The organism is Pelagibacterium nitratireducens (assembly GCF_037044555.1).
Taxonomy (GTDB): domain Bacteria; phylum Pseudomonadota; class Alphaproteobacteria; order Rhizobiales; family Devosiaceae; genus Pelagibacterium; species Pelagibacterium nitratireducens.
In genome coordinates this window covers 2154228-2166757 of record NZ_CP146275.1, presented here as the reverse complement: position 1 = coordinate 2166757, position 12530 = coordinate 2154228, and the positions used below count along the sequence as shown (strand labels likewise).

Genomic DNA, 12530 nt, shown 5'->3' with positions numbered 1-12530 from the left:
GCTTTGACAGCGTGGGTTCGACCAACGCCGAAGCCATGAACGCTGCAATGTCGGGCGATGCGGGAAAAACGTGGTTCGCAGCCCTGCAGCAGACCGAGGGCAGAGGCCGTCGTGGTCGGGCATGGGAAAGCCCCCATGGCAATCTTGCAGCTTCGCTGATGATGGTGCCTGATGCCCCAGCTGCAGGCCTTGCCGGCCTGGGCTTCGTCGCCGGAGTGGCGCTCAACGCCGCTCTGGCGCGTTTGATTCCCGCGGCTGCAATTCGGGGCGGGATCGATGGTGCAGACGGCACCGCCGGCGGGGGGCGAGCACGCATAGCATTGAAATGGCCAAACGATGTGCTCGCCGACGGTGCCAAGCTCGCCGGTATCCTGCTTGAGGCGCAGAAGCGCCCCGACGGACGCACGGCGATCGTTATCGGCATCGGCGTCAACGTGGTCGCAGCGCCGGAAGGTTTGCCGTATCCGGCCACCTCTCTGGCGACGCTGGGAGCGCCCTTTGATGCCCCCTCGGTCTTTGAGGCACTGGCCGAAAGCTGGGTCGAGTGTTACGAGATCTGGAACAACGGAGCCGGTACCAGCCGGATCATCAACCGCTGGCGCCAAAGCGCTGCGGGGATCGGTGCTGAAGTTGCCGTTCAGCGCGGTGATGGTGTGCTGCGCGGCATTTTCGAAACAATTGATGATGCGGGCCATCTGATTGTCCGCGACGACGAGGGACATCGTATCGCGATAGCGGCGGGCGACGTCCATTTTGGAACCACGGCAACGCTACGCTGAGAGGGCGATTGCCACCAATTTTTGAAAGGGCGTGACCGCAATCCGGTCGCGCGATGGCCTATGGCAAATAAACAGTCCGGACAGGACGAAATGGTCTTCCTGCCCCTTGGTGGCGTTGGCGAGATCGGTATGAACATGGGGCTTTACGGTTTCGGCCCGGCAGACAATCGCAAATGGCTGGTGGTCGATTGCGGCGTCAGCTTCGGCGGTCCGGAACTCCCGGGCATCGAACTGGTCATGCCCGATCCCTCGTTTCTCGAAGAAGAGAGCGACAACGTTGTCGGTCTTGTGCTCACCCACGCTCATGAAGACCACTACGGCGCCATCCTTGATATCTGGCCAGCCTTCGACAAGCCCGTTTTCGCCGGCCGCTTCGGTGCCGCCATGCTCAAGGCAAAGCGGATATCGAACAACATCGAGGACGATGTCGAAGTCCAGATATTTACCCCCGGTGTCCCTTTTCAGGTTGGCCCCTTCAAGGTCGAACCCATCGAGGTTTCCCATTCGATCCCCGAATCCAACGCCTTGCTCATCGAAACGCCGGCCGGCCGTGTGATCCATACCGGGGACTGGAAGATCGATCCTTCCCCGATCGGCACCGCACCCACCAACATCAAGCGCTTCAAGGAAATCGGTTCGGACGGCAAGCCAGTGGCCCTGATCTGCGATTCCACCAATGCGATGAAAGAGGGCGATAGTCCCTCGGAGACCGAGGTCGGTGTCAATCTCGAGCGTTTGATCGCGACAGCAAAGAATCGCGTCGCCGTTACCATCTTTGCGTCCAATCTCGGTCGCATGATCTCTATCGCGCGCGCAGCCGCCAAGGCCGACCGCCAGGTCGTGGCGGCGGGCCGGGCCGTGCATCGCATTGCCGGAATTGCCCGCGAACTGGGCTTGATGGAAGGCGTGCCTGATTTTCTTGATCAGGACGCCTATGGCTACCTGCCGCGCGACAAGGTCGTTTTGATCGCCACCGGCAGTCAGGGCGAATCCCGCGCCGCGATGGCCCGCATCGCCGATGGCTCGCATCCGGTAATCGATCTGTCGCCCGGCGATATGGCGATCTTTTCCTCCTGGGCCATTCCAGGCAACGAAAAGGCCGTGCAGGACATCCAGAACAAACTCGTCGACAAGGGTGTCCAGATCGTCACCGGCCGCGACGAAATGATACATGTGTCTGGCCACCCGAGGCGGCACGAGTTGGCCCAGCTCTACGATTGGCTCAAGCCCGACATCCTCATTCCGGTCCATGGTGAGCCGATGCATCTTGAAGCCCACGCAGCCTTCGGGCGTGAAAAGGGCATCAAGACCGTCCTGTCGATCCGCAATGGCGACATGGTTCAGCTCTTTCCCTCCACCAAGCACCACCGCGGCGAAGTGCGCACCGGCATTCTCTATCTCGACGGCAATCTTCTGTGTACGCCCGAGGAATCGAATGTGCGCGACCGCCGTCGGCTGGCTTTTGGCGGCGTCGCAATCGTCAGTCTGGTGGTCAATGGGCGGGGGCAGATCGTCTCAGGTCCAGAATTCGATCTGGACGGACTTCCTGATCTGGCGGACGATGATGATCCGCTCAGCGCTGTCGCCCAGTCGGCGGCACGGGGGGCGATCAAGAGTTTCCCCGAAAAGCGCCGCTCCGATACCGGGCGCTTTGCCGAAGCGATCCGCCGTGCCGTGCGGTCCGAGCTGAATGCTGCTTGGGGGCGCAAGCCCATCGTCAAGGTGTTCGTTCATAAGGTATAGCTTAGATAATGCAGCCCTTTACCTATATAGCGATCTATTTTGTAATCTGGTGGACCGTGCTTTTTGCCGTCCTGCCTTTCGGGGTGCGTGGCCAGCACGAAGACGGGGAGGTGACAGACGGCACCGACCCGGGAGCGCCTATCAAGGCCAATCTCTGGCAAAAGGCGCTTGCCACCACCCTGATCTCGGCCGTCCTGACCGTGCTGATCTTCTGGGGCATGTCCAATCCATGGCTACAGGAATACTGGAGCTGAACAGCCCTGTTGGCCAGCTTTTCAGTTCATCCGGAACAAAAAAATGCAGGGCTAAGGCCCTGCATCTGATTAAAGTTTCGCGACAATCCACTGGTCTTACAGCGCACAGATCGGGCGGCCAGTGCTCCTCCCTTGACGTTGTCAGCGTCGGCGGGTTGTACCCACCTCTCTTTATATGGCGCGGACCCTACCAAGGACAAATTGTCGCGACAAGTACAAAGTTGGAGATTTGTGAGGCAATGACAAAAAACCGACAGGAAACTCGTTGAACGCTCATGGACTTGCCTTTTGACCGTTCCTTGCGCTTGATTGCGCAGCCCGGTATTGAGCCCTTGAGTCGGTTCCCGGCAAATCGGAGTTCTCATGCGCCTGTCCCGCTATTTCCTGCCCGTTCTCAAAGAGACGCCCAAAGAGGCGGAAATCATTTCTCATCGCCTCATGCTGCGCGCCGGCATGATTTCCCAGCAGGGCGCCGGCATGTATGCTTGGCTGCCGCTGGGCTACAAGGTGCTGCGCAAGATTCAGCAGATCATCGAGGAAGAGCAGAATCGGGCAGGGGCTGTCGAACTCCTGATGCCGACTTTGCAGTCCGCGGATCTGTGGCGCGAATCCGGGCGCTATGAGGATTACGGCAAGGAAATGCTGCGCATGCAGGACCGCCATGAGCGCGACATGCTCTACGGTCCGACCAATGAGGAGATGATTACCGACATCTTCCGTTCCTATGTGCGGTCCTACAAGGATTTGCCGCTCAATCTCTACCACATTCAATGGAAGTTCCGCGACGAGATCCGCCCGCGTTTTGGCACCATGCGCTCCCGTGAATTCCTGATGAAGGATGCCTATTCCTTCGACCTCGACAAGGATGAGGCCGTCAAGGCCTACAATCGCATGTTTGTTGCCTACCTGCGCACCTATTGGCGCATGGGGTTGACGGCAATCCCGATGCGCGCCGAAACCGGCCCCATCGGTGGCGACCTTTCCCACGAGTTCATCGTGCTGGCCGATACGGGCGAGAGTGGCGTGTTCTGCCATGCCGATATGCTCGAAAAACCGATCCCGTCTGCCGACACAGACTTTATGGGCGACCTATCCGGCATCGTCGCCGACTGGACGTCGCTTTATGCGGCCACCGAAGACATGCACGATGAAGCCGATTTCGCCGCAAAAGTGCCCGAGGACAGGCGCATCGCAGCGCGGGGCATCGAAGTGGGTCAGGTCTTTTACTTCGGCACCAAATATTCCGAGCCCATGGGCGCCACCGTCACGGGCTCCGACGGCAAAGACGTCGCCGTCCATATGGGCTCGTACGGAATCGGTCTAACGCGGATCATTCCGGCTATTATCGAAGCCAGCCACGACGAAAACGGTATCATCTGGCCGGTCTCGGTCGCGCCCTTTGAGGTTACCCTCATCAACCTCAAATCCGGCGATGCCGAATGTGATGCCGCAAACGAAAAGCTCTACAGCCAGCTTCACGCGGCGGGCATAGACGCGCTCTATGACGACCGCTCCACGGGCGCTGGCCAGAAGTTCGCCACCTCCGATCTCATCGGCATTCCCTTCCAGCTCATCGTCGGCCCGCGCGGTCTGGCCTCGGGCGAGGTGGAAATCAAGCACCGCAAATCCGGCGAACGCGAAACCATTGGCATCGAGGATGCCGTTTCCCGCCTGAAAGCTCTCATCGATCCTGAACGCAGGGACAACGCTTGACCTCCGCCGACGCCGCCCGGCAGCAAAAGGGAACGCGCCCGTTTTCACGGTTTGAGTGGATGGTGTCCGGCCGCTACCTGCGGGCACGCCGCAGCGATGCGTTCATTTCCGTCATCGCCGCCCTGACCATGATCGGCATCGCCATCGGCGTTGCCACCCTGATCGTCGTCATGAGCGTCATGAACGGCTTTCGCGACGAGCTCCTGTCCAAGATTCTCGGTCTGAACGGCCATTTCACGGCCTTTCCCATCGAAGAGACCTTTGACGATTACGAGGCGGTCCGTGACCGTCTCGAAGGAGTCGATGGCGTGGTTTCCGCAGTGGCATTTGTCGAGGGCCAGGCGCTGGTCACCGGTACATATAATTCCACGGGCGCCAATGTGCGCGGCATGACACTCGCCGATATCGAGAAGCTCCCCTTGCTCTATTCGAGCGCCCTGGCCGGCGGCTGGGAGGATTGGGACGATCTTGAGGGCGTAGCCATCGGCAGCCGCATGGCGTCCCAGCTTGGTGTGACGGTGGGCGATACCATAACCATCGTTACCCCCAATGGCCCGCGCACCCCGCTCGGCTCAACCCCGCAGATCCGATCCTATCCCGTGAATGTCGTTTTCGATGTTGGCATGGTGGAATTCGATTCCCTGTTCATTTTCATGCCCATCCGGGCAGCTCAGAACTATTTCCGCCTCTATGAGGACCGGTTGCGCGAAGGTATGGAAGAGCCCGACATCATGGCCAGTGACGAGGAAATCGACGCGGCCTATGAGCGGATTTACACGGCGACGGCGGTCGAGGTCTTCCTTAACGATCCGGACGCCACCTGGGACAGACAACTCGACCTCGAACAGGCCGCTGGTCGGCCGATGGTTTTCACCGATTGGCAGCGGCGCAACGCCACCTTCTTTTCGGCCTTGCAGGTCGAGCGCGTGGTGATGTTCACAATTCTTTCGATGATCGTTTTGGTCGCGGCCTTCAATATCATCTCCAGCCTCGTGATGCTGGTGAAGGACAAGGGCGCTGATATCGCGGTGTTGCGCACCATGGGTGCCACACGTTCCTCGATCATGCGCATTTTCTGCATAACCGGAACTGCCATTGGCTTTATCGGGACGTTTGCCGGCTTCCTGCTTGGCTTGGTCCTGGCCCTCAACGCCGAAACCATCAGGGCTTGGGTGTCCAGTGTCATTGGCGTGGCGCTGTTTCCGCCCGAGGTCTTTATGCTCTCTCAACTCCCCTCGCGGGTTGATGCGCTTGAAGTGACTGTAGTGCTCGTCATGGCACTGGGGCTGTCTTTCCTCGCTACGCTTTATCCCGCCTGGCGCGCGGCCCAGTACGATCCCGTGGAGGCGCTACGCTATGAGTGACGTGCTTCTCGAACTCAAGGATGTCCGCCAGACCTATGGTGATGGGGAAGGGGCCGTCCACGTCCTCAACGGCGCCGATCTGACCGTCAATCGCGGTGAGATCGTCGCGCTCATCGCTCCATCGGGCGCGGGCAAGTCGACCTTGCTCCACATCTGCGGCCTGCTCGAGCGTCCGACAGCTGGTGACGTCGATATTGACGGCGAACGGACGGCCAAACTTGCCGACCGTCAGCGCACGCTGCTCCGCCGTCATCTCATTGGTTATGTGTATCAGTTCCACCACCTGCTTCCCGAATTCAGCGCGCTCGAAAACGTCACAATGCCGCAATTGATTGCCGGTGAGAGCCAACGCGAGGGTGATCAGCGATCGAAGGCGCTGCTTGACGCCATGGGAATCGGTCATCGCACCACGCATCGGCCGGCCGAACTTTCGGGCGGGGAGCAACAGCGTGTCGCCATCGCCCGTGCCGCCGCCAACCGGCCAAGCCTCATTCTCGCCGACGAACCTACCGGCAATCTCGACCCTGCGACATCCGACACCGTGTTCTCGGCGCTCGCCGAACTGATCCGCCAGCAAAATGCCGGCTGCATCATTGCCACACACAATCACGATCTCGCCCGTAAGGCCGACCGCATCGTGACTATCGTCGAAGGCCGCATCCAGCCCACGACTTTGTAAGCTCTGGTCCGTCTGGTTCTGCCGACACATCAAGAGCCGAGCCGGGACCAGCGGCCGACACTCGTCCATGCGCGTTCGATAGATATTGCGCTGGGTTCCGGGTGGAGGGGAACCGCTGGCTTGTCCCATCTTCAACGTCACCTTGGAGTATTTCCCCAAGGGCCAGCTGCCTTGCGCCGAAGCGGGTTCTCACCAATCCGCACTGACGCCGTGTGATCCCTCATTACGAGAACCTGGTACCCCAATTGACTGGAAAGACTTTTTTAACCAGCGCGGTCGTCGACCTGTGAACTCCGTGGACAAGAACAAATCAAGAATATATAAGAACAAAACATAAACACTGTGCAACGGAGGTTTCCATGCTCGATTTCGTCAAGGACTTCATGGCTCTGGTTTCGCTTACAGCCTTTGGTGGCGTTACGCTGCTCTATCTCGATATGATGCCCTATCTCGTCTGATTCCCGGCTGTGCATAAGCTGCTGGTGAGGTGGCATCGCACGGCTCGGAATGGCACAAAGGCAATCCAGCATCTTCGGTTAGCTCACATGTCCGGTCCCGGTTTCGTCCATCTTCACGTCCATTCGGCCTTCTCGCTGCTTGAGGGAGCATTGCCGCTTGGCACGATACTGGATTTGGCCAAGGCTGACGGACAGCCCGCCATCGGTATTGCCGACACCAACAATCTGTTCGGCGCGCTGGAGTTTTCCGAGAAGGCATCGGGCAAGGGTATCCAGCCGATCATTGGTTGCGAATTGGCGCTCGATTTTGGCGCCGACACCGAAAAGCCATCAGACCGCGTCAATCTGGGCAAAGGGTCCGTGGTTCTGATCGCCGCCGATGCAGGAGGATTTTCCAACCTCTCCGAGCTCGTTTCGAGAGCATATCAGGAGGGGGTCGACGGGCGTACCGCCATCCACATTGACTGGCTGGTCGATAACGCGCTGGGCCTGCTCTGTCTTACAGGTGGGCCCGAAGGAGCCATCGCCCCCTATCTCGCCGCAGGGCTTGACGTTCAGGCCGAGGCGCGGCTGGCGGTTCTTCATCGGGTGTTCGGCGATCGGCTCTATGTCGAAATCCAGCGCCATGACCGCGCGCTGGAAAATGCCGTCGAGCCGCGCCTGATCGAACTGGCATATACGCTCGGTCTGCCGCTCGTTGCGACCAACGAGCCTTATTATCCCAAGCAGGATGACTACGATTCCCACGATGCGCTGCTGGCCATCGCCGCGGGCTCCGTTGTCGCGCAGACCGAGCGCCGGCGCCTGTCGGACCAGCATTATTTCAAGTCGCGCGAGGAAATGATCGCGTTGTTTTCCGATCTGCCCGAAGCGCTGGAAAACACGGTCGAGATTGCACAACGCTGCAGCTATCGCCCACGCACTCACGATCCCATTCTGCCCAAATTCGCTGCTGCGGACGGAGTGGGGGAAGAGGAGGCGGTCGCCGCCGAAGGAGAGGAACTGGCGCGCCAGGCGCGTGAGGGACTCAAGATGCGTTTGGCCGATTATGGCCACGCCCCCGAGCGAACCACCCAGGAATATGAGGAGCGGTTGGAATTCGAGATCAAGGTGATCCGGGACATGAAGTTTCCCGGCTATTTCCTTATCGTTGCCGACTTTATTAAATGGGCCAAAGCCCACAATATTCCCGTCGGCCCGGGCCGTGGGTCGGGTGCCGGCTCACTGGTGGCCTATGCGCTCACCATCACGGACCTCGATCCGCTGCGCTACAATCTGCTGTTCGAGCGCTTCCTCAATCCCGAACGCGTGTCGATGCCCGACTTTGACATCGACTTCTGCCAGGAACGCCGTGAAGAGGTCATTCGCTACGTTCAGGACAAATACGGCTACGAGCAGGTCGCCCAGATCATCACCTTCGGAACGCTCCAGCCACGCGCCGCGCTGCGCGACGTCGGCCGCGTGCTTCAGATGCCCTACGGCCAGGTCGACCGCATCTGCAAGCTGGTCCCCAACAATCCAGCCAACCCCGTGACCCTGGCGCAAGCGATAAACGACGAGCCGCGCCTGCAGATGATGCGCGACGAGGATGAGACTGTCGCCGAACTGTTGCGGATTGCCGGAAAGCTCGAGGGCCTGTTCCGCCACGCCTCGACCCACGCCGCAGGCATCGTGATTGGTGACCGCCCGCTGCAAAAGCTGCTCCCGCTCTACCGTGATCCGCGCTCGGATATGCCGGTTACCCAGTACAATCTGAAATGGGTCGAACCGGCAGGTCTTGTGAAGTTCGACTTCCTCGGCCTCAAGACACTGACCACGATCCGCTATGCCGTTGAAATGGTAAAGGAAACTGGCGTCGACCTCGATATCGATGCCATCCCGCTCGAGGATGCGCCCACTTATAAGCTCTACGCCGATGGCGATACCTACGGCATCTTCCAGTTTGAAAGTCCGGGCATGCGGCGTTCTCTGGTCGAGCTCAAGCCTGACCGCATCGAAGATCTGATCGCGATGAATGCGCTCTACCGGCCCGGTCCGATGGACAATATCCCGAGCTTCATTCATCGCAAGCACGGGCACGAGGAGGTGGAATACCCCCACGAAACACTCGCCGCGGTACTCGATGAGACTTACGGCATCATTGTCTATCAGGAACAGGTGATGCAGATCGCCCAGCTCTTGGCTGGCTACTCCCTGGGCGAGGCCGACGTGCTGCGCCGCGCGATGGGCAAGAAGATCAAGGCCGAAATGGACAAGCAGCGCGTCCGCTTCCAGGAAGGCGCAATCCGCAACGGCATCAAGAAGGGCCAGGCCGACACCATCTTCGACCTGCTCGCCAAGTTCGCCAATTACGGCTTCAACAAGAGCCATGCCGCAGCGTACGCCTGGGTATCCTACCAGACGGCCTATCTGAAGACCCATTACCCGGAACAATTCTACGCGGCGTCCATGACGCTCGACATGGCCCAGACAGACAAGCTGTCCGATTTCCGCCGTGAGGCTCAGAAAAAAGGTATTGAAGTCGTCCCGCCTTGCATCAACCGGTCCGAGGTCAATTTCTCGGTGCGCGATGGCCGCATTTTTTATTCGCTGTGCGCCGTTAAGGGTGTGGGCCGGAACGTTGCCGAACATATTGTCGAGATTCGTGGTGACCGCCCGTTCGGCGATCTCGCCGATTTCGCCTCCCGCATCGATCCGAAGGTCATCAATAAGCGGACCTTGGAAACGCTCATAAATGCCGGCGCTTTCGACATGCTCAACAAGCGCCGCGAGCAACTGGTCGAAGTCATTGATACCATAGTGAACACCGCCCAGCGCGAAACCAGCGGTCGCGCAGATGGCATCGTGGATATGTTTGCGTCCAGCCAGCCCCAGGCCATTACGCCCCCCGAACATGTCGCGCCCTGGAGCCTCACCGAACGTCTGGCGCGCGAACACGCTGCCATAGGCTTCTATCTCTCCGCCCATCCTCTCGATGACTACACCGAGCTGTTCGAGAAACTCCGCGTTCAGCAATGGTCAAGCTTCGAGCGCGCCGCGAGAAATGGCGCCGTTGCCGGGCGTCTGGCCGGAACGCTGATCTCGCGCCAAGACCGCCGCACCCGCAAGGGTTCGACGATGGCGATCATGATGTTTTCCGATCCCAGCGGGTCATTCGAGTGCATAGCATTTTCCGAGCAGATCAGTGATTTCGGCCGTTGGCTCGAACCTGGCAAGTCGATAGTGCTCGAGGTCGGCGCCGATTCCCGGCCCGACGGCGTTCGGCTCCGACTCATCAATTGCGAGCCGATAGATGCCTCGGTCGAAAAGCTCGGTCGCCGCATGACGATCTTTGCCGGCAACGAGCGATGCCTTGGGCCGATCAAATCCCAGCTCCAGCCGGGTGGGGAGGGGGTTGTCAGCCTCGTGCTGGTCCGCGACGGGGGTGAACGCGAGTACGAAATTGAGCTGCCCGGTCAGTTTCGCCTCACGCCACAACTGGCCGGCGGGCTCAAAGCCGTTACCGGTGTGGTTGATGTGCGCTTGAACTAGCCTGTAACGCTTGCCATATGGGCGGGGCTGCTATATAGCCCGCAGCGTCAAATCCACATGCAAAGGCGGGCCTGTGCTTTAAACAGGTCCATCCGGTGGCGGGTCTCCGCCTCTTTTCCTTTGCAGAGGCATAACCGGTTAAGGAGTATACCAGATGGCATTGCCAGATTTTTCCATGCGTCAACTGCTTGAGGCCGGCGTTCACTTCGGCCACCAGAAGCACCGCTGGAACCCGAAGATGGAACGCTATATTTTCGGCGTTCGCAACGACATTCACATTCTCGATCTCAGCCAGACCGTTCCGGCGCTCTATCGTGCTCTCCAGCTCATCAGCGACACCGTTGCCGATGGCGGTCGTGTGCTGTTCGTCGGCACCAAGCGCCAGGCTGCTCCGCTTGTTGCGGAAGCCGCGCGCCAGAGCGCGCAGTATTATGTCAACTCTCGTTGGCTCGGTGGCATGCTGACCAACTGGCAGACCATTTCGAACTCGATTGCGCGTCTGCGTGAGCTCGAATCGCTCCAGGCGGAAGGCGCAACGGGCCTGACCAAGCGTGAGCGTCTGCAGCGCAGCCGCGAACAGGAGCGCCTCGAGCGCGACCTTGGTGGCATAAAGGACATGGGCAACATTCCCAATCTGATGTTCGTCATCGACACCAACAAGGAAGCCAACGCGATCAAGGAAGCCCGCCGTCTGGGTATCCCGGTCGTTGCTATCGTCGACACCAATTGCGACCCTGACATCGTCGATTACGCGATCCCAGGCAATGACGACGCGGCGCGCGCCCTTGAACTTTACCTGTCGCTGGTTTCCAAGGCCGCAATCGATGGTATCGCCCGCTCGTCTTCGTCGATGGGCCGCGATATCGGTGCTTCCGAGGAAGTGCTCGAAGAGCCGGCCCTTGAAGCCGAGCCTGCTGCCGAACAGCCGGCTGAAGGTGAAACCGCGCAGGCATAATCGCCCGCGCGTCATCTCCCCGACACGCATTTATTATTATCCGTGCCCATGATCCCGCGCCGCCCGGCGCGGGAATTGGGGCAGACAAAGAGGTATCGAGATGTCAATCAGTGCAGCAGATGTGAAACAGCTCCGCGAAATGACCGGCGTGGGCATGATGGACTGCAAGAAGGCGCTCACCGAGACCAATGGCGACATCGAGGCCGCAATCGATTGGCTGCGCTCGAAGGGCCTTGCCAAGGCTGCCAAGAAGGCAGATCGCATTGCCGCCGAAGGTCTTGTGGGTATTGCCGTTGAAGGCAACCGCGCCGCAATCGTCGAAATCAACTCTGAGACCGATTTCGTTGCCCGCAACGAACAGTTCCAGGGCATCGTCCGCAACGCCGCAAAGCTGGCACTGGACGTCAATGGCGACGTCGACGCGCTGGCTGCGGCGCAGTTCCCCGGCACCGGCCGCACCGTGTCTGGAGAACTGACCGAAGCCATCGCCAAGATCGGCGAAAACATGACTCTGCGCCGCGCCGCGGTCATGGAAGTCGCTCAGGGCGCCATCGGCACCTATGTCCATTCCTCGATCTCGGATGGTCTGGGCCGTATCGGCGTCCTTGTCGGTCTGGAATCGGAAGGCGACAAGGACAAGCTTACAGCGCTGGGCCGCCAGATCGCCATGCACGTGGCGGCCACCAAGCCGCTGTCGCTGTCGTCCGATGATCTCGACCCAGAGGCCGTCGAGCGCGAGCGCGCCGTGTTCTCCGAACAGGCCCGTCAGTCCGGCAAGCCCGACAATATCATCGAAAAGATGGTCGAAGGCCGCATCCGTAAGTACTACGAAGAAGTGACCCTTCTGGCTCAGACATTCGTGATCGACGGTGAAAACACCGTTGAGCAGGCTGTCAAGAATGCCGAGGCCGATGTCGGTGCTCCGATCAAGGTCGCCGGCTACGTGCTTTTCGCTCTCGGCGAAGGCATTGAAAAGCAGGAATCGGACTTCGCAGCCGAGGTTGCCGCCGCTGCGGGCACCGCGTAACGTATCCGAAATTTTTTCGGATTCGTT

At 59.7% G+C, this 12530-nt stretch carries 9 protein-coding genes; all 9 read left to right on the top strand.

The features are described 5' to 3' along the window. Positions 1–11: 11 nt before the first annotated feature. Positions 12–779: a biotin--[acetyl-CoA-carboxylase] ligase gene (locus V6617_RS10725; RefSeq protein WP_338606974.1), complete on the top strand. Its 768-nt coding sequence runs from the start codon at positions 12–14 to the stop codon at positions 777–779. 60 nt (positions 780–839) lie between these two features. Further along, positions 840–2522, top strand: coding sequence for a ribonuclease J (locus V6617_RS10720; protein WP_338606973.1), 1683 nt, complete (start codon positions 840–842; stop codon positions 2520–2522). An 8-nt stretch (positions 2523–2530) separates the two neighbouring features. Continuing rightward, positions 2531–2776 carry a DUF1467 family protein gene (locus V6617_RS10715; protein ID WP_338606972.1) on the top strand — a complete coding sequence of 82 codons (246 nt, stop codon included), beginning with the start codon at positions 2531–2533 and terminating at the stop codon, positions 2774–2776. Between the two features lie 363 nt (positions 2777–3139). Further along, entirely contained in the window at positions 3140–4489 is a 1350-nt protein-coding gene (gene proS, locus V6617_RS10710; protein ID WP_338606971.1) for a proline--tRNA ligase, read from the top strand. A gap of 59 nt (positions 4490–4548) precedes the next feature. Then, positions 4549–5853, top strand: coding sequence for an ABC transporter permease (locus V6617_RS10705; RefSeq protein WP_338610683.1), 1305 nt, complete (start codon positions 4549–4551; stop codon positions 5851–5853). Beyond that, on the top strand, positions 5846–6532 hold the full coding sequence (locus tag V6617_RS10700) for an ABC transporter ATP-binding protein (RefSeq protein ID WP_338606970.1): 687 nt from the start codon (positions 5846–5848) through the stop codon (positions 6530–6532). Before V6617_RS10705 ends, V6617_RS10700 begins: the two co-directional genes overlap by 8 nt. Before the next feature lie 545 nt (positions 6533–7077). Next, complete coding sequence (gene dnaE / locus V6617_RS10695; RefSeq protein ID WP_338606969.1) at positions 7078–10521, top strand: DNA polymerase III subunit alpha; 3444 nt, start codon at positions 7078–7080, stop codon at positions 10519–10521. 154 nt (positions 10522–10675) lie between these two features. Further along, entirely contained in the window at positions 10676–11476 is an 801-nt protein-coding gene (rpsB, locus tag V6617_RS10690; protein WP_264224311.1) for a 30S ribosomal protein S2, read from the top strand. Positions 11477–11576: 100 nt separating this feature from the next. Then, entirely contained in the window at positions 11577–12503 is a 927-nt protein-coding gene (gene tsf / locus V6617_RS10685; protein ID WP_338606968.1) for a translation elongation factor Ts, read from the top strand. Positions 12504–12530 lie beyond the last annotated feature (27 nt).

What these genes read in the sequence shown, in the direction of transcription:
- V6617_RS10720 (WP_338606973.1), top strand. Translation starts at nt 840, where the DNA reads ATGGCAAATAAACAGTCCGGACAGGACGAAATGGTCTTCCTGCCCCTT.
- V6617_RS10715 (WP_338606972.1), top strand. Translation starts at nt 2,531, where the DNA reads ATGCAGCCCTTTACCTATATAGCGATCTATTTTGTAATCTGGTGGACC.
- proS (WP_338606971.1), top strand. Translation starts at nt 3,140, where the DNA reads ATGCGCCTGTCCCGCTATTTCCTGCCCGTTCTCAAAGAGACGCCCAAA.
- V6617_RS10705 (WP_338610683.1), top strand. Translation starts at nt 4,549, where the DNA reads ATGGTGTCCGGCCGCTACCTGCGGGCACGCCGCAGCGATGCGTTCATT.
- V6617_RS10700 (WP_338606970.1), top strand. Translation starts at nt 5,846, where the DNA reads ATGAGTGACGTGCTTCTCGAACTCAAGGATGTCCGCCAGACCTATGGT.
- dnaE (WP_338606969.1), top strand. Translation starts at nt 7,078, where the DNA reads ATGTCCGGTCCCGGTTTCGTCCATCTTCACGTCCATTCGGCCTTCTCG.
- rpsB (WP_264224311.1), top strand. Translation starts at nt 10,676, where the DNA reads ATGGCATTGCCAGATTTTTCCATGCGTCAACTGCTTGAGGCCGGCGTT.
- tsf (WP_338606968.1), top strand. Translation starts at nt 11,577, where the DNA reads ATGTCAATCAGTGCAGCAGATGTGAAACAGCTCCGCGAAATGACCGGC.